Annotated in this window: 14 protein-coding genes; 7 read left to right on the top strand and 7 right to left on the bottom strand. The window is 66.0% G+C overall.

Going from position 1 to position 16,901, the window contains the following annotated elements; all coding sequences use genetic code 11:
- Positions 1 to 45: 45 nt before the first annotated feature.
- Positions 46 to 1,866, top strand: a complete 1,821-nt coding sequence (msbA, locus tag ACWBU6_RS16520) for a lipid A export permease/ATP-binding protein MsbA (RefSeq protein ID WP_452644504.1) — start codon at positions 46 to 48, stop codon at positions 1,864 to 1,866.
- Here msbA and ACWBU6_RS16515 read toward each other — a convergent pair whose 3' ends face one another.
- Positions 1,867 to 2,673: a c-type cytochrome gene (locus tag ACWBU6_RS16515; RefSeq protein WP_452644503.1), complete on the bottom strand. Its 807-nt coding sequence runs from the start codon at positions 2,671 to 2,673 to the stop codon at positions 1,867 to 1,869.
- A gap of 111 nt (positions 2,674 to 2,784) precedes the next feature.
- Here ACWBU6_RS16515 and ACWBU6_RS16510 point away from each other — a divergent pair, with 111 nt between their 5' ends.
- From ACWBU6_RS16510 to ACWBU6_RS16500, 3 genes are read left to right on the top strand one after another with little or no spacing between them, the layout of a single operon-like run.
- The gene (locus ACWBU6_RS16510; RefSeq protein ID WP_452644502.1) at positions 2,785 to 3,177 is read left to right on the top strand and encodes a c-type cytochrome; all 393 of its coding nucleotides are present in this window, start codon (positions 2,785 to 2,787) and stop codon (positions 3,175 to 3,177) included.
- 44 nt (positions 3,178 to 3,221) lie between these two features.
- Positions 3,222 to 4,184 carry a cytochrome c oxidase subunit II gene (locus ACWBU6_RS16505; protein ID WP_452644501.1) on the top strand — a complete coding sequence of 321 codons (963 nt, stop codon included), beginning with the start codon at positions 3,222 to 3,224 and terminating at the stop codon, positions 4,182 to 4,184.
- Entirely contained in the window at positions 4,181 to 6,691 is a 2,511-nt protein-coding gene (locus ACWBU6_RS16500; protein ID WP_452644500.1) for a cbb3-type cytochrome c oxidase subunit I, read from the top strand. Before ACWBU6_RS16505 ends, ACWBU6_RS16500 begins: the two co-directional genes overlap by 4 nt.
- Here ACWBU6_RS16500 and ACWBU6_RS16495 read toward each other — a convergent pair.
- On the bottom strand, positions 6,688 to 7,437 hold the full coding sequence (locus ACWBU6_RS16495) for a DUF481 domain-containing protein (protein WP_452644499.1): 750 nt from the start codon (positions 7,435 to 7,437) through the stop codon (positions 6,688 to 6,690). The genes ACWBU6_RS16500 and ACWBU6_RS16495 overlap by 4 nt on opposite strands.
- Positions 7,438 to 7,449: 12 nt before the next feature.
- On the bottom strand, positions 7,450 to 7,911 hold the full coding sequence (locus tag ACWBU6_RS16490; protein ID WP_452644498.1) for an Lrp/AsnC family transcriptional regulator: 462 nt from the start codon (positions 7,909 to 7,911) through the stop codon (positions 7,450 to 7,452).
- Positions 7,912 to 8,006: 95 nt separating this feature from the next.
- On the opposite strand from ACWBU6_RS16490, the gene ACWBU6_RS16485 reads away from it, so the two are divergent.
- Positions 8,007 to 8,270, top strand: a complete 264-nt coding sequence (locus ACWBU6_RS16485) for a hypothetical protein (RefSeq protein ID WP_452644497.1) — start codon at positions 8,007 to 8,009, stop codon at positions 8,268 to 8,270.
- Here ACWBU6_RS16485 and ACWBU6_RS16480 read toward each other — a convergent pair.
- Genes ACWBU6_RS16480 through ACWBU6_RS16470 form a run of 3 tightly spaced genes read right to left on the bottom strand, consistent with a single transcriptional unit; the run spans position 8,255 to position 13,705 of the window.
- Positions 8,255 to 9,553 (bottom strand): NCS2 family permease, encoded by a 1,299-nt coding sequence (locus ACWBU6_RS16480; protein ID WP_452644496.1) that lies wholly within the window; start codon positions 9,551 to 9,553, stop codon positions 8,255 to 8,257. The two genes, ACWBU6_RS16485 and ACWBU6_RS16480, sit on opposite strands and share 16 nt — an antisense overlap.
- A gap of 37 nt (positions 9,554 to 9,590) precedes the next feature.
- A complete protein-coding gene (locus ACWBU6_RS16475) occupies positions 9,591 to 11,213 on the bottom strand; it encodes a phytase (RefSeq protein ID WP_452644495.1) in 1,623 nt (540 codons plus the stop codon).
- Positions 11,213 to 13,705: a TonB-dependent receptor gene (locus tag ACWBU6_RS16470; protein ID WP_452644494.1), complete on the bottom strand. Its 2,493-nt coding sequence runs from the start codon at positions 13,703 to 13,705 to the stop codon at positions 11,213 to 11,215. Before ACWBU6_RS16470 ends, ACWBU6_RS16475 begins: the two co-directional genes overlap by 1 nt.
- A gap of 135 nt (positions 13,706 to 13,840) precedes the next feature.
- On the opposite strand from ACWBU6_RS16470, the gene ACWBU6_RS16465 reads away from it, so the two are divergent.
- Positions 13,841 to 14,752, top strand: coding sequence for a GGDEF domain-containing protein (locus tag ACWBU6_RS16465; RefSeq protein ID WP_452644493.1), 912 nt, complete (start codon positions 13,841 to 13,843; stop codon positions 14,750 to 14,752).
- Positions 14,749 to 15,756 carry an AraC family transcriptional regulator ligand-binding domain-containing protein gene (locus ACWBU6_RS16460; RefSeq protein WP_452644492.1) on the top strand — a complete coding sequence of 336 codons (1,008 nt, stop codon included), beginning with the start codon at positions 14,749 to 14,751 and terminating at the stop codon, positions 15,754 to 15,756. Before ACWBU6_RS16465 ends, ACWBU6_RS16460 begins: the two co-directional genes overlap by 4 nt.
- Here the strand turns inward: ACWBU6_RS16460 and ACWBU6_RS16455 are convergent.
- The gene (locus ACWBU6_RS16455; RefSeq protein WP_452644491.1) at positions 15,753 to 16,892 is read right to left on the bottom strand and encodes a hypothetical protein; all 1,140 of its coding nucleotides are present in this window, start codon (positions 16,890 to 16,892) and stop codon (positions 15,753 to 15,755) included. The genes ACWBU6_RS16460 and ACWBU6_RS16455 overlap by 4 nt on opposite strands.
- Positions 16,893 to 16,901 lie beyond the last annotated feature (9 nt).

Raw genomic sequence — 16,901 nt, 5'->3', positions numbered from 1 at the left:
CTGCTTTGGTACAATTCGGCGTTGCCAATTACTCTCAACACCATAGTGCAAAGCCGCCAACTCTACGTCCGCCTGCTCAAGGAATTCCTCCCCTATAAGTGGGCCGCCCTGGTGACCCTGATCGGCGTGGGCGTGGCTTCGCTGACCGACGTGCTGCTGATCCGCCAGCTGCAGAACGTGGTCGATGCGGTGCAGCCGGGCGGCGCCTCCGGCCCGGCGGCGCAAAGCGGTGCGCTGGCGACCATTCATGGCTGGCTGGAGCGCTTCCTGCCGAGCGATCCTGGCGCCGCCGCGTTATGGGCGATCCCGGCCCTGATCATGGCCCTGGCTTTGCTGCGCATGGTCAGCACCTTTACCGGCGACTATGGCTCGGCGTGGCTGACCCAGCGCGTGCAGGCCAATGTGCGCGAGAAGATGTTCAGCCGTGTGCTGCGCCTGCCCAACCGCTACTTCGACCAGTCGTCGACCGGCACCACGCTGTCGCGCATAGCATTCGACGCGACCCAAGTGACGCAGGCCGGCCTGAGCGTGCTGACGATCGCCGTGCGCGACACGGTCGCGGTGATCGGTTTCCTGGCTTCCCTGTTCGACATCGACTGGAAGCTGGCCTTATTCTGCCTGGTGCTGCTGCCTCTGGTGGCGCTGGTCGTGACCATTGCGGCCCGCCGCATGCGCCGCCTCAGCTCCAGCGCCCAGCACGCGATGGGCGAGTTGACGCGCGTGCTGGACGAGAGCATCGGCGGCCAGCGGGTGGTGAAGATCTTCGGCGGCCAGGCCTATGAGCAAAAGCGTTTCGACGAGGTGGTCAAGCTGAATCGTCAGCTGGCCGTCAAGCACGCCTCGACCGCGGCCATGAACTCGGGCCTGATCATGCTGATGGTCGGCGCCACGCTGTCGGCAGTGATCTATTACGCCTTGCTGCGGGCCCAGGCGGGTGCCTTGACGCCAGGTGCATTCGTTGCCTTTATCACCTGCCTGATGTCCTTGCAGGGTCCGATCAAGAACCTGACCAAGCTGAATGAGCCCCTGCAGCGCGGCCTGGCAGCCGCCGAATCGGTGTTCGGCCTGATCGATGCGCCGATGGAGGCCGATACCGGCACCCGCACCGCGGAGAACGTCAAGGGCCGCATCGAACTGGTGGACGTGCGCTTCCACTACAACGTGGACGATCCTGAGGCAGCGCCGGCGCTGCGTTCCGTGTCGCTGGATATCGCGGCCGGTGAGACGGTGGCGCTGGTCGGCGGCTCGGGCAGTGGCAAGACGACGCTGGCCAGCCTGCTGCCGCGCTTTTATGATGTCGGCAGCGGCCGCATCCTGCTGGATGGCGTGGACTTGCGCGAATACCGCTTACCTGAGTTGCGCAGCAAGATTGCCCTGGTGAGCCAGGACGTGGTGCTGTTCAACGATACGCTGGCAGCCAACATCGCCTACGGCGACCCGGCTCCGGACATGGCGCGGGTTGAATCGGCATCGCGTGCTGCGTATGCGCACGACTTCATCATGCGCCAGCCGCAGGGCTACCAGACCGAAGTCGGCGAGAACGGCATGCGCCTGTCGGGCGGCCAGCGCCAGCGCCTGGCGATTGCCCGCGCCCTGTACAAGGACGCACCTATCCTGATCCTGGACGAGGCCACCAGTGCGCTGGACACCGAGTCCGAACGCCAGGTGCAGGCGGCGCTTGAAAAGCTGATGGAAGGCCGCACCACGGTGGTGATCGCACACCGCCTGTCCACCATTGAAAACGCCGACAGGATCGTGGTGATGGCAGCGGGGACGATCGCGGAGCAGGGCAGCCATGAAGAACTTCTGGCGAAGGGCGGCATCTATTCGCGCTTGTACCAGACGCAAAAGCAACTGGACCAGTAACTAGCGGGTGGCCTGCAGCAGGTAGGCCGCCATGTCCCGTGCATCGTGCTCCGGCACGCCCAGTTGCGGCATGGCAGTGCCGGGCTTGATCCGCCCGGGCTCGCGCATCCATTGCACCAGGTTTTCCTGCGTCGTTGGCAGCTTGCCGGCGATGAAGCTGCGCTGGGCCAGCCCATCCAGGTTCGGGCCGACATAGGTTAGCGGGCCGGTCACGCCGGGGATGTGGTGGCAGGACTGGCAGGCAAACTGCGTCAGTGCCAGCCGGCCGCGGTCGCGATCGGGCACACGGGCCGGCGCCGCGTCCGGTTCGGTCCGGGCCGGCGCCGCCTGGCCCATCGCCGCATACTGCGCCGGTGTCATCGCAGGCAGCGCGCCCAGAAAGGCAACGAGGTCCCGGATCTCCTGCTCGCCAAGGTGGAAGCGCCATGCGGGCATACCACTCATCTTAATTCCGTTGGCTGTGATCCAGTACAGCTCGCGCGGCTTCCAGCGCCGGGCCGCGTCGGCCAGGGGGCCCGGCACCGGCTGCATGGCCAAACCGATGAGGCCCATCGCCACGCCAGGTCCGCCATGGCATTGTTCGCAATGGCGGCGAAACAGGACGGCACCGCGGGCTGAAGCACCTGCGGGAGCCAGCGGCACCACGATGTCGCGCGCATGGAAGCGCACCGACTGCTGCATGCCTCGTTCGATCAGGGTATGCACGAACTGGAAATGCGGCCGTACTGCCGATACGTCATACCAGCCGGCCTGCAGCACCAGGGTGGCCGCCAGGATTCCGGCCAGGCCGGCCAGGCATAAGCTCACAGCGGCGGTAGCAATAAGGCGACGCACAATCGGGAAAAAGGCGATGATGTCTTGCGTGAATTATAGGGCTCGGCAGCGGGAAGGCCGGGACGATTCGTGAAAGCAATCACTATGCGTTTGCGGAAAAACCGGTGTACGGCGCGTGCCGGTGTGGCGCTGTTCCTGCTGCCACTGGCACTGTGCGCCTGCCAGCCGCGCAAGCCTTACCCGCCGCTCAGTCACGGCGGCGACCCGCAGCGCGGCAAGGCCCTGCTGGCGCAATTCCAGTGCGGAAGCTGCCACTTTATCCCCGACGTGGAAGCCGCGCGCGGCAAGGCCGCGCCGTCGCTGGCGGAGTTCGGCTTGCGTAGCTATATCGCCGGGCGCTGGCCGAACCAGGAGGCGAATCTGGTGCGCTGGATCTCGGCCCCACGCAGCATGGATCCTTCGACGCTGATGCCGGATATGGGTGTCTCCGCCGAGGATGCCCGCCACATTGCTGCATACCTCTACTCGCTCAAATGAGCCCGGCGCTGCAATCGGTCCTGTCGCCTGCCGGGCCGGATGCTGTGCTTCTTAGCCGTTTCGGCTGGCTGCTGTTTGCGGGCGGCTCAGTCATATTCCTGCTGGTTGTCGTTCTTGTTGTCCTGGGTGTTGCCCAAAAACGTAGGAGGTCGTGGTCGCGCTGGCTGGTGGTTGGCGGGGGGCTGTTCATGCCGGTGCCGTTGCTGGCGGCGCTTATGGCATGGTCCGGCTGGCAAGCATCGCAATTGGCCTGGCCGTTCTCGGGAACGCGCATCCAGGTCACCGTGACCGCGCATATGTGGTGGTGGGAGGTGCGCTACCGTGACACGGCGACCGGGCGCGAAGCGGTGCTGGCGAATGAACTTCGATTGCCGCTGGGAGAACGCGTATATCTTGCACTGGCGTCTGCCGATGTGCTGCATGCGTTCTGGGTTCCGGCGCTGGCCGGCAAGGTGGATATGGTGCCCGGCCGCTTGCATGGACTGACCCTGCGCGCCGGCCGGCCTGGCCGGTACCGGGGCCAATGCGCCGAGTACTGCGGCATCCAGCATGCCGCCATGGCGCTCGACGTGGTGGCGGTCACACCGCAGGAATTCGATCGCTGGCTCGAACACCAGGCCGCGCCTGCCGTGATGACCGGACTCGCCAGGGCCGGAGCGGCAGAGGCCGCGTCCCCGAATGCCGTTGCGCGTGCGCCGGGCCTTCTGGCGGTGGACGCTGGGGGAGGGGACGCGGCACGCCGTGGCGTGGAGGTCTTTCTTGCAGCGCGCTGCAACGCCTGCCACGCAGTGCGCGGCGTTGCCGACGGCGGCACGCTCGGCCCGGACCTGACCCACATCGCCAGCCGCGAGCGCATTGCCGCCGGCGCCTTGCCGTTCAGCCACGCCGCATTGACCGGATGGGTCGCCAATCCACAGGCTGCCAAACCGGGCGCCCGCATGCCGCCCAGCAGCCTTCCGCCGCAGGACCTGCGGGCGCTCGCAAGCTGGTTGGAGACGCTTCGGTGAGCGCCAACCGCCACACGCCCAATAGCCTCCCGCGCCCGCCGGGAGAGTTCGAAAGGCTTGAACGTGCCTGGCGCAAACCGAGCGGCTGGCGCGCACTGACCGCCGTCAACAACACCCGCATTGGCCGCCTGTATCTGGGAACCGCCTTCGCCTTCTTCCTGTTCGCCGGCGTCCTGGCGCTGGCCATGCGGCTGCAACTGGCCGTTCCCGGCAACGGCCTGCTTCAGCCGGGCACCTACAACCAGTTCTTCACCATGCATGGCACGGTAATGATGTTCCTGTTCGCCATACCGATGGTGGAGGCCATCGCGGTCTTCCTGCTGCCCGGCATGCTGGGCGCGCGCGACCTGCCTTTTCCTCGCCTGTCGGCCTACGCCTACTGGGCCTATGCCTTCGGCGGTGCAGGCTTCATCGTCACTTTGGCCTTTGGCCTCGCGCCGGACGGCGGCTGGTTCATGTACCCGCCGCTGACGGGGAAGGCGTATTCGCCCGGCCTGAACGCGGACTTCTGGCTGCTTGGTATCGGCTTCATCGAAATATCCGCGATTGCCGGCGCTATCGAGCTCATTATCGGGATCCTGTTCACCCGCACACCGGGAATGACGCCATGGCGGATACCGGTGTTTGCCTGGTCGATGCTGGTCGTGGCTGCGATGGTGGTCTTCGCTTTCCCGCCGCTTATCGCGGGGACAGCCTTGCTGGAGCTGGAACGGGCCTACGACTGGCCGTTTTTCATCCCGGCGCGCGGCGGCGACCCCGTGCTGTGGCAGCACCTGTTCTGGTTCTTCGGGCACCCCGAGGTGTACATCATTTTCCTGCCAGCCGCCGGCATGGTGTCGTCCATGCTTCCGGCGCTGGTGCACACGCCGCTGGTCGCGCGGCGGGCGGTTGTCATTTCCCTGGCCGCGGTGGGCGTCCTCAGTTTCGCCTTGTGGATGCACCATATGTTCACCGCCGGACTCGGCCAGCTCGAAACCACGCTGGTGTCGGCCGCCAGCATGGCTATTGCGATCCCGACCGCGGTGCAAGTCTTCGCATGGATCGCTACCTTATGGCGGGGCAGGGTGGAACTGAATGCGCCGACGCTGTTTGTCATCGGCTTCCTGCTGGTGTTCGTGCTGGGTGGCCTGACAGGCGTGATGGTGGCGGCGGTCCCGTTCGACTGGCAGGCTCACGACAGCTATTTCATCGTGGCCCACCTGCATTACGTACTGGTTGGCGGCCTGGTGTTTCCCATGTTCGCGGCCGCCTATTTCTGGATGCCGCTTTTTAATGGACATCGCCTGTCCGAGTCCTGGGCGCGCTGGGTCTTCGGGCTGATATTCGTCGGCACCAATGTGGCGTTTTTCCCGATGCATGCGACGGGTTTGCTCGGCATGCCGCGCCGGGTCTATACCTATGGCTCCGAAATGGGCTGGGCGGGCTTGAATCTTGCCAGCACCGTCGGGGCATTGCTTCTTGCTGCGGGCGTAGCCTTGTTCACGATCGATCTGGTGCGCACCTTGCGCAAACCGGAGCGGGCGCACGGCAATCCCTGGAAAGCAAGTTCGCTCGAATGGTTGCCGCAGGACGAGTATGGGACGCGCAGCCAGCCGGAAGTGCGCTCGGCAGAACCTTTGTGGCGCCAGCCGCTGCTTGCGCAGGAAGTGGAAAGCGGCATGCATTGGCTTCCGGGCAGCGTGACCGGCATGCGCGAGACCCTGGTCACCGGGTGGCGCGACGCCCGGCCCCGCCATCTTCTTGTGCTGCCGGGCGATGGTTGGCTTCCCTTCCTTTGTGCGCTAGGTACTGCGGGCTTCTTCCTGCTGATGACGGTGCAGCAGGCGATCGCTGCCTGGCTGTGCGGCGCCCTTGCGGTCGCGACGCTCGTGGCCTGGCTATGGGAGGCGGACCGGCCGCTGCCACCGCAAGCGCCGCAGCAGGCAGGTGCGCAGGAAACGGTGCCGTTGGCACTGGTCGCCGAGGGCGTCGCGCTACCAGTCGGCGCTGAGCGCGCTGCCTCGCATTCCTGGTGGGCGACCTGGGTGCTCGTCGTGGTGGATGGCGCGATTTTCGCCTCGTTCGCCTTCACCCTGGTGCATTTGTCGATGCGGCTGGAAGTGTGCCCGCCGCTGGGTGCACAGCTGCCAGATGCGCCCTGGCCCTGGCTGCCGGCGGCATTGCTGGCGGCCAGCTCGGCGCTGGCCTGGTGGAATGGACGGCGTCCGGCACAATGGTGGCCGATGCTGGCGGCCGGCGCATGCCTGCTGGCGGCATGCGCCGCCGATCTTGGCGCGCACCGGTATGCGGGACTGTCTCCGTCCCAGAATGCCTGGAGTGCTGCCGTGGCAGCGTTACTGGCTTACCAGGGGCTGCATGCCGCAGTACTGGCGCCGGCGGCGGTATACGTCGCGGCAAGGGGGAAGCTGAGGGCGGCCAGCCGCGCCACGCTGGACAACACGATCCTGCTGTGGCACTGCGCCGTATTGCAGGCGCTGGCCGGCCTGGCGTTGTTGCGGCTGGTTTAGAACGAGTAGACCAGGGTCACCGAGGTCTGGGTGTCGGTGTTCTGCTTATCGACCGGAACCGTGGAGTCATTGATGGCGCTGAAGGCCGCCTTCATGTGCATCGATCCGTTGATGCGGGCGCTAAGTGAGGTCTCGGAAGTTGAATGCATGTTCCAGGCCGCCCGTTCCACTGTCAGCATCTGGGCAAAAGTGGCGCTGTCGCTGAGTTTCCAGCGGAAGGCTGCACGGCCGCGCAGCACCAGGCCGCGGTCTTCCTCGCCGTTGGCGCGGGTCGCCTTGAAGAAGCCGGGGCCGGCTTCCATATCCAGGGTCTTGTTATCGCTCTGGTAAACGCGGAAGCCATGACCGACGCCGAGGCTGGCGCTGCGGGTATAGGCGCCGAACCGGTCTTCCGAGAATGCGGCGAGGGCAAACAGGGTGGAATTTTCTTCCAGCAGCTTGTAACCGGCCTTGGCGCCGAACTGGTAGCGTTCAGCCGAACGTTGTTTGGTTTCTTCACCGTCGACGCGGGCGCGGTCTTCCTTGAAGTAGCCGTTGCCGGTGTATTCGTTGCTCCAGCGCAGGGTGTCCTGCAGGATCTCGAACCTGCCGGTGACGGAAGTACCGGCGGTATTGCCGCTGGTGGTGATGGCGCCGATTTCGGCGGACAGCATCACATTCCCAGTGTGATCGACTTCGTTATCTTCTGCCAGTGCGTTGCCAGCGGCCAGGCCGGAGGCAAAAATCAGGGGTATCAGGTAATTCATAACTGAATTCTATCAGGGCTCTACGGAATGTGCCCGCTTCAGGCAGCGCAACACGAAGGTCGAACGGCTGTGGCGAATGCCGGGCAGTTTATACAGTTTCCGGCGCAGGAACTCTTCGTACCCCGCTGTGCCGGCCACCGCCACCTTGATCAGGTAGTCGTATTCGCCGGTCAGCAGATAGGCTTCCATGACTTCGGGCAGGTCGGCCAGCGCCAGGCCGAATTTGTGCAGCATGTCGTCATCGTGGCGATCCAGCGTGACTTCGATGATGACGGTGTCCGGCAGGCCAAGGGCCTGCTGGTTGAGCAGCGCAGTATATCCTTCGATGACGCCGCGCTCCTCCAATGCCTTGACCCGGTTCCAGCAAGGCGTGGTGGACAGGCCCACGGTTTCGGCCAGCTTGGTATTGCTTAAACGGCCATCCCGCCGCAGCTCGCGCAGGATCTTGCGGTCCAATTCATCAAGGTGTTCCATGTTTTCGTCAAACTGAAGAATATTCTTCTATTTTACACGGTTTCCGGGGCAAATTTTGGATGCCTATTCCGGCGCGCCAGCCGGATAATCTCCACATGAATACCGAACAGAGAACCTTCCGCCTGCGCCTTGACCGTTGCTCCGCCATGGATGCCGCGGAGGCGGTGCTGGCGACGCTGCGCCGCGGCGGCGTCCAGCTCCATGCGATGCGCATGGCGCCGGGCGTACACGGCATGAACCTGGACCTGGATGTGGCGGCCGAGGGCGAAGATGCCCTGGTGCTGGCCCGGATGCGCCTGTGTAACCTGATTGGCGTCCTGAAGATTCGGGTGCAGGCGCGCGCCTACGCTCCGATATAGGCGTACTTGAAGCCGAAGACGATGGCGATCACCCACACGATGGGCTTCACTTCGCGGTAGCGGCCGGTCAGCAGCTTGAGTGCCGCATAGGTGATGAAGCCGAATGCGATGCCGTGGGCGATCGAAAAGGTGAAGGGAATCAGCAGGGCGGTGATGGCAGCCGGGATGCATTCCGTGGTTTCGTTCCAGTCGAAATCGCCGAGGTCGCGCAGCATGAGGCAGGCGACGAACAGCAGCGCCGGTGCGGTGGCGTATGGCGGCACCACGCCGGCTAGCGGTGCAATGAACAGGGCGGCGATGAACAGGCCGGCCACCACCAGCGCGGTCAGCCCGGTCCGGCCGCCGGCCTGCACGCCCGAGGCGCTTTCCAGGTAGGCCGTAGTGCTGGAAGTGCCGAGCACCGATCCGGCCACGATGGCGGTGCTGTCGGCCAGCAGCGCCTTGTTCAGGCGTTCCATCTTGCCGCTGACCAGCAGGCCGGCGCGGCTGGCGACGCCCATCAGGGTGCCGGTAGCATCGAACAGTTCGACCAGGAAAAACACCAGCACCACGTTCAGGACCCCGACGCCCAGCGCACCCGGTACGTCCAGCTTGAGGAAAGTCGCGTCGAGCGAAGGCGGCGCCGAGAACACCCCGCGGAACTGATTGCCGGCGAAGAAGAAGCTCAATACCGTGACCACCATGATGCCGATCAGGATCGCCCCTTTGACCTTCAGCCGGTCCAGGGTGACGATCAGCAGGAAGCCAATGATAGCCAGCAAGGCCGGCGGCTTGTGCAGGTCGCCCACCGTGACCATGGTGTTGGGGTTCGCCACGACGATGCCGGCGCTTTTCAGCGCGATGAGGCCGAGGAACAGGCCCAGGCCGACCGTGATGGCAATGCGCAGCGAGCGCGGAATGCCGTTGACGATCGCCTCCCGTAGCCCCAGCAGGCTGACAAGCAGGAACAGGCAGCCTGAAATGAATACGGCGCCGAGTGCGACCTCCCATTTGATGCCCATGCCGAGCACCACGGCGTAAGCAAAGTAGGCATTCAGGCCCATGCCGGGCGCCATGCCGATCGGGTAGTTGGCGTACAGGGCCATGATGGCTGTGCCCAGCGCTGCTGCGAGGCAGGTGGCAACGAAGACTGCTTCCTTTGGCATGCCGGCATCGCCAAGGATGGCTGGATTGACGAAGATGATATAGGCCATGGTCAGGAAGGTGGTGATCCCCGCCACCACTTCCGTGCGCACATCGCTGCCGGCTTCCTTGAGTTTGAATAGTTTTTCTACAATCGACACGATTGCTCCCCGGTGTGAACTACCGGGGAGCATACCACTACAGCAAGCCTAACGCGCGGGCGATATCCGCCCATGCAACATACTTGAAGTTCTGGGCGCCGTCGGGCAGACGCTTATGGCCGTCCTGCACCACCAGCATGCCTTGCGAGAAGCGGCCGCCGAGGTTGGCGGCGGTGACGTCCAGGCCGTCGGTCTCGGAGGCCCCATCGATGCCTGCCCCGGCGTTCATGCCGATGCGGAAGCTGCCGCGGATGCGGTGCGGGGGGGCCGCATCGGCAACCACGTAGCTGTTGCTGCCCTGGCTGGAAACCACCAGGTAGCTGGCCCTGGCGCCGTGGTAGATGGCCATGCCTTCGACATCGGCGCGCAGCGTGGCGCCGACTGGCAGGACCATCTGCGGGACGGCCCTGGCATCGCTGCGCGCGTCGATGGACCAGACGCCGCGTTTCTCCTCGCCCGCGAACAGGCGGCCATTACGGTCGTCGGCAACGCAGCCTTCTGGCTGGGTGGACAGCTTGAAACGGCGTACTTCGGTGGCGGTGAAGGCCCCGGCCGCGCGGCCGATACGGTATTGCAGGTAGCTGCCATCCTTGTCGTTGACGAAGGCTTCCAGGCCGCCGCCTGTCGGCTGGTACAGGCAGATGCCGTAAATGCGTTCCAGCGGTGTCGGGAATCGGGCGGTTTCTGCGACGCTGCCCGCAGCGTCGATGGTGTAGAGCACCAGAGCATTCTCGTCGCGCTGCGTAGCGGCGGCCAGGTCGAAACTCTGGCCGTCCAGCATGACGCCCTGGCGCAGGTCGACGTTGTTCAGGCGGCCGGATTCGAGCATTTGCGTCTGGCGGCCCTGCAGGTCGTACACGTGCAAGCCCTGTTTCTTGTTGGTGCCGAGGACGCGACCCTGGCCCGCGCGCTGGAGGTCGGTCCAGATCGCAGGGTCGTCGGCCGCGTCGCCCATGCGCGGCATGTTTTCCGTCTGTACTTGCGGCTGCACGATGGCGGCCGGGGCCAGGTCGCTTGGCAGCGCGATGGTGCGGCGGGGCTTGCCGTCGCGCCCGAGGAGCGCGATGCCGGCCCGTGCAGGGGCGATGCCATAAGCTGCTGCGGTGGCGCCGATCGCCAGCGCGCGGCGGGAAGGCGGCGCTTCCGCATCGGCGTTATAGGCCCAGACGCCGATGCCTTTCTCCGCCACAACCAGGCTGGCGCTGGCGTCGTGAACCAGGCACTGCTGGCCAAGCGGCGGCAGCGCCAGCTTGCGGACAATCCGGGGCTGCCCGGCAAGCAGCCATTGCTCGGCCTGGCCATCCTTGCCAGCGATGAAGGCGTACAGCAGGCCCTGACGATCGCGGTACAGGCAGGCGGCTTCCGGTGCGACCGCGGCGCCATCGATTACCGCAGCTGCGGCCAGCGTGCCGGCGCCGGCATCGACGGCGATGGTCATCGCGCGTTCGGTATTGGCGTCGACCACCAGGGCCGTGCCATTGCGGTAGTCGAGCTGGCGCCCGCGCAGTGCGATGCTGGCCCGTTCGCTGCCGTTGGCCGCGCGAAGATGCAAGCCGCGCTTGTCGAGCGCCAGCGTGGCGCCGTCCGGGAGGGCAACAGTTTCACCAGCGGTGGCGGCAGCGCAGGCCAGCAGCAAAGCAAGCGGAAATAGGCGGCGCATCAGAACACACTCGCTTTCAGGCCCAGCTTGTAGGTGCGGCCGTACTGCTCGTACTGCGCATTGTGCGCCTTGACGCCTTGATAGACGTAGTATTTTTCGTTATTCAGGTTGGCGACGTCGAAACTCAGTTGAATGCCTTTGGACAGTTGCCAGGCCAATGAGAAGTCGACCTGCCTTTGCGTATCGACGATGCGGTCCTGGGTGCCGTTCAAGATGTCCGTCCCCAGTTCGAGCAAGTAAGGCGATTTGTAGTTCAACGCGATCCGGGTGCTGATTGGCCCGGCTTCGTAACCCAGCATGAAGTTCATGACGCGGTCGGACTGGCCCGGCATCGGGATGCGCCGTGTGGCCATGGCGCCGGCCTTGCCGTCGAAGCGGGCGATGCCGGCGCGCGAGCCGGTCAGGGCGCCGTTGGCGCCGACCAGCAGGCCGTTGAAAGGCGCGGGCAGCATGCGCAGCGGCTGTTGCCAGGATAGCTCGATGCCCTTGACCTTGGCCGCGTCGCCGTTGGCGTAGGTGGTGGCGTTGGAGTAGCCGGCCCACTGCCCGCTGCCCGCGAGATTGGTGGTGTAGGTGAAGTCCTTGATATCCTTGTAGAACAGGTAGGCCGAGACCGCGCCATCGTTGCCGATCACGCGTTCGACGCCGAGGTCGAAGTTATGCGACCTGAGCGGGTTCAGCTCGGGATTGCCGATGGTGGCTTCGGTGGCGCTGGCCAGTGCGACGCCGGGCGCCAGCTGGCTGAAATTGGCGCGCACGACCGAATTGGTCCAGGCGCTGCGCAAGCTGGTGTCGCGGTCGATGTCGTAGCGCAGCTGCAGCGATGGCAGCCAGTTGGTGTAGGAGCGGCTGCGCTGCAGCGGGGTGATGGTGCTGCCGCTGGTGCGCACCCCGGCGGCATCGAAGCCCGTGTGCTCGGCGCGCACGCCGGCCAGCAGGCGCCAGTCGCCCTGCGACACGGTGTTCTGGAAGTAGGCCGAATCGATGTCTTCCTTCAGCGTGAAGTCGTTGATGGCTGATTCCGTTGCGAGGCGGGCGGCGGACCGGTCCAGTCCTGCGACGCGGGCGCGGATGGCGGCGGGATCGAGCGCGGCGCCAATGCGGCCGAAGGGGTAGTCAAGCTGATGGCCCTGCACCAGCGAGGCCATTGACAAGGAACCGCCGACGGCCTTGCTGCCGTAGCTCCACTGGTTGGTGTCGTTGCGCTTTTCGCGGCGGCTCGCCTTCGCGCCGATTTTCATGGCGGAGCGCATGTCGCCCATGGCAAATTCATGGCCGAGGTCGAATTTCAGGTGATGCTCGCTGTCCTTCGAATAGCGTTGCTGCAGCGTGATGCCGTTCAGGCTGTAGCTGGCCGGATCGAAGGCCGAGCCGGGCGCCTGGAGCACCGGCCGCTGGCCGTTGGTGAAGCTGATCTCCCTGAAGTTCGCACTCCCGCGGAAGCGGCCATCGTTCAGCGCCTCGGGCGTGTCCTCGTCGGCCCGGCTGCGGCCGGCCTGGACGTCGAGCTGCCAAGCGCCGAGTTTTTGCCGCGTACCAAAGACCAGGGACTGGATCTCCTGTGTGTATTTGCGCTGGCGCAGGCGGCGCTCGAGGCGGGCCGTGGCCGGCGCGCCTTCGCTCAGGGCGCCACCGCTGACATTGCTGACGGTTAGCCGGTCGCGTACTTCGTCGTCGCTGAACCGGCTAAGGAAGCTGCGCAGGAACCAGCTGCTGCCGGCCGCGGGACGGTAGTCAAGGTTCAGGGCGGCAGCGCGGCGCCCGCGTACCGGCAGGTAGTCGCGCAGTTCGAAGCCCGACAGGCGTTCGCCTTCCCAGGCGCCGCCCGTTTCCACGTTGTCGGAGGCGAACTTGCGTTTTTCGCCGCTCAGGCCCAGCGCAACGCCGAACTTGCCGCCGGCAAAGCGGCTGGCCCACAGCAGGCCGGCGCTGGGGCTGTTTGCGCCGCTATTCTGGTCGTGCGAGGCTGCTGCGTTGACCGTCAGCAGCGAGCCCGGCAGGTCGAAGGCCGACAGCGACTTGACTTCGACGGTGCCGCCAAGGGAATTGGCATCCTGTTCGGGCGCCAGTGTCTTGCTAACTTCCAGCGAGCGTACCAGGCCGGCCGGCAACACGTCGAGTGCCACGGCGCGGCGGCTGGCTTCCGGCGACGGCACCAACGCACCGTTGATGGTGACGCTATTCAGGTCGGGACCGAGGCCGCGCACGGTGATGTAGCGGCCTTCGCCCTGGTCGCGCTGCACGGCGACGCCGGACAGGCGGGCCAGGGCTTCCGCTGCGTTCTTGTCGGGCAGGTTGCCGATGTCGTCGCTGCTCAATACATTGATGATGTTGTCTGCCTTGTCCTGGGCTGCGATGGATTTGGCCAGCACCGCGCGCTGGCCGGTAATGACGACGCTGGCGCCGGCCAGGGACGCTTCGCCGGCATCGGCAGCGCTGGCGTTGGCCAGGGTGAGCACGCCGGCGGCCAGTGCTGTCAGTTGGGTCTTCATGGGCATTGTGTTGAGAGTGAAAGAATGCAGCGGATTATGTGAAGCGTGGATGACAAGCCGGTTACGCGGCAGTGAGCTGAAATGACCCGGCAGCTGTCACGCGCCGGTCACAAGGCGCGCTTAAGCTGCGCGGCTATGCTGAAACTTCACCGACATTACCTGCTGGCCGCGGCGCTTGCCGTGCTGCTGTGCCTGCTGCTGTACGCCGGCGCAGGCGAAACCAAGCCTTTGCGCGCATGGCGCTGGATGGATATCGTGGCCGAGGGCGGCATGGCGGCCGTGGCGGGGCTGTGGTTCGTCATGACCTTGAGCAGCCGGCCGGGCGGCCTGGTGACGCGCCTGCTGGCCGGGGGGCTGGCGGCCATCATGCTGGGCTCGTGGGCCGATTGCCTTGACGAGTTGTTCCGGATCGACAAGGGCGCCAACTGGGACAACTGGCTTGAGGCGCTGGTGCCGTTCGGCATGGTGGTACTCACGGCAGGAATCTATTACTGGCGCCAGGAGCAGTTCATGCTGAACGACCACCTGGCCAAGCGTGAGCGCCTGTTCCGCCAGCACCGCGCATTCGATCGTGTGACGCAACTGGCAGATGCAGCTTACCTGCGGCACCAGATCCGGCTCGAGCAGGCACGCGCTCCTTCCAGCCAGTGCGCGCTGGTACTGCTGGACATCGACGATTTCCACCGCATCAATCGCGAACATGGCCCGCGCGAGGGGGACCGGGTGTTGCAGGCAGTCGGCCATATGCTGCTGCTCAACCTGCGTAACGAGGACCTGCTGTGCCGCTATGCCGGGGACCGCTTTGCGCTGCTGTTGCCGGGCGTGGGCGCCGCCGAGGCGCGGCTGCTGGCGCAGCACCTGTGCGATATGGTGGCGCGGATGCGCCACCATGGGCCGCAGGGGCCGTTGCCGCTGAGCCTGCGGTTTGCCGGCGATGCGGTCCAGGGCGATGCGCAAGGGCTGCTGGCGCGGCTCTCGGTTGCAATCGATGGCACCAGTGGGGCACTGGCGCAGGTACACCAGCCGCATGCGGCCCCCATGCCGTGATCGGCTACGCCCTGCCGGACCAGCCGACGATTCCCGCGCGCGGCTTGCCGTGGCATTTTTTCGAGTACGCCTTGCAGCGGGAAGCGCATCCCGCTGCCATTGCGCGCGGCACCGGCATGCCCGGCGACGGCAGCCTGCCGTTGCCGGGTACGGTCATGAGCCCGCAGCAATGCCTGCAACTGCTCGCCAATACGCTGCGCGAGCTCGGTAGCCCGGATACCAGCTTCATGCTCGGCCAGCACCTGCTGCCTGGCGCGGATCCGGCGTTATCGGCGCTGCTGCAACAGGCCGCGTCGCTGCAGCAGGCGCTGCAAATCCTGTGCGCCTGGCCGACGCGCCTGCTGCCCTTGCTGCGGCCACGGCTATACGTCGCCGACGGCCAGGCGGTGCTGTATTGGACCGACAGCCACGGCGCCCCCGGCCTGCGTCCAGCGCTGGTTGAAATGCACATGACGGCGCTGGTTGCGCTGGCACGCTGGCTGGGCGGCAGGCGCCTGCCATGGAAGTTCTGTTTCAACCGCGCCCGCCCGCGTCACATCGAGCAGCATGAAGTCCATCTTGGCGGCGAACTGCGCTTCGATTGCCAGCTTGATGCGATGCTGCTGGATGCGGCATCGCTTTCGCAGCCCTGGCCGGGCGCCGGCGCGCCAGCCGGCACGGCCGCGCCGGCTGGCGCGTGCGCGCCGCCCAGCCTGCTCGATGCGCTCTATGATTACCTGCTGGCGCAAGTGCGCTGCGGCCCGACCCTGGAGGCTGCCAGTGCGGCGTTCGGGACCAGCCCGGCGACCATGAAGCGCCACCTGGCGCGTTACGGCACCCATTTTGGGGCGGAGCTGGACCAGGTACGCACCCATGTCGCCCTGCACCTGTTCCAGTCGCGCCAGGCGGACAACGAAGCGGTAGCGGATTACCTGGGCTTTCATGATGCGGCCAACTTCCGGCGCTCCTTCAAGCGCTGGACCGGACTGACGCCGACCTTGCTGCGCGCATCGCTGGCAAGCTAGGCCAGCGCAAACAGCTGCGCGTAGACGCGCGCCGCCATCAGGCCCAGCGGCTGGTGGTGCACGGCCGGGCCCATGTGGCGCGCCAGCATGGTCATCGCTTCCCCTTTGCCGCTGCAGGCGGCGATCTGGGCTTCCAGCAGTCCCAGGTCGCTGCGGATGGTCTCCCAGGCATGCTCGTCGCCATCGAAGCGATGGCGCAAGATGGGCCGTGGTTCTTGCGCCACCGGCGGTGTATCGGCTGCACCCTCGCCGGTGCCGGCCGGCGCGGCAAAGATGGCGGCGCTGGCCGCGCTGCTGGCCACTGGCGGGTCTTGCGGCGCACCGTCTTCCGGCGTGGCGGGCAGGGTTTGCAGGCCGATGCGGCCCAGGGCGTAGCCCAGCTCCACTTGTTGCAGGACGCGGGCGGCGGCCGCGGGCTGCCCGCCCAGCAGGGCGCGCAGGACGTCCAGGACGATGGTCTCGGATGGCGGCGGCGGCGGCAGTGCAATGCCCAGTTCGGCCAGCTCAAGCAGGAGCGCAGGCTGCGCCGCCGGCTGCTCGGCCACGGCAAGCTGATAGCCCAACAACTCGGCGAGATAGCGTTCGCCGGCGCTGGCCAGGGCCAGGCGGATGGCGCCTTGCACAAAGCCGCTGTCTTCCAGGTCTTGCCAGGTGCTGCAGGCCTGCAGCGCCAGCACCTGTCGCACCTGCGCAACATGGTTCGCCGCCGGCACGCCCTTGCCGAGGTAATCGAGGTAGAGCTTAACCAGCGGCATATAGGCCGGCTGGCGCCAATGATCGAGCACGCTGTGCAGCCAGGCGCCTTCTACCAGCAGGGCCGGCGCCTGGACGCACAGGAAGCGGCGCGCCTGCGCCAGCGTGGCGAAGTGGCGGCGCGCAGCGCCTTGCTGCCGCCCTTGCTGGTATTGGCGGAATTCTTCGGCGCGGTTGCGCCGGCGCAGTTCCAGCCATTCTTCCAGGCCCTGCAGGCCGCCGCTCCAGGCCGGCGGCAAGGCTGCCGCTTCGGCCAGCCGGCGCTGCAGGTAGGCGTTGGCTGCGGCGCGGTCGGGCGCCTCGCGCAGCAGCATATATAGCTGTTGTGATGGCCCGGCCGCTGCGGCCTGGGTGCTGCGGCTGAGTGGAAGTGTGGTCATCATGTCAACCAG

This window comes from Pseudoduganella sp. HUAS MS19 (assembly GCF_053615455.1).
This window is presented reverse-complemented; position numbering and strand designations above follow the sequence as displayed.

Coding starts and splice junctions, on each gene's coding strand:
- ACWBU6_RS16510 (WP_452644502.1), top strand. CDS start 2,785: ATGCGTTTGCGGAAAAACCGGTGTACGGCGCGTGCCGGTGTGGCGCTG.
- ACWBU6_RS16495 (WP_452644499.1), bottom strand. CDS start 7,437: ATGAATTACCTGATACCCCTGATTTTTGCCTCCGGCCTGGCCGCTGGC.
- ACWBU6_RS16490 (WP_452644498.1), bottom strand. CDS start 7,911: ATGGAACACCTTGATGAATTGGACCGCAAGATCCTGCGCGAGCTGCGG.
- ACWBU6_RS16485 (WP_452644497.1), top strand. CDS start 8,007: ATGAATACCGAACAGAGAACCTTCCGCCTGCGCCTTGACCGTTGCTCC.
- ACWBU6_RS16475 (WP_452644495.1), bottom strand. CDS start 11,213: ATGCGCCGCCTATTTCCGCTTGCTTTGCTGCTGGCCTGCGCTGCCGCC.
- ACWBU6_RS16470 (WP_452644494.1), bottom strand. CDS start 13,705: ATGAAGACCCAACTGACAGCACTGGCCGCCGGCGTGCTCACCCTGGCC.
- ACWBU6_RS16465 (WP_452644493.1), top strand. CDS start 13,841: ATGCTGAAACTTCACCGACATTACCTGCTGGCCGCGGCGCTTGCCGTG.
- ACWBU6_RS16455 (WP_452644491.1), bottom strand. CDS start 16,892: ATGATGACCACACTTCCACTCAGCCGCAGCACCCAGGCCGCAGCGGCC.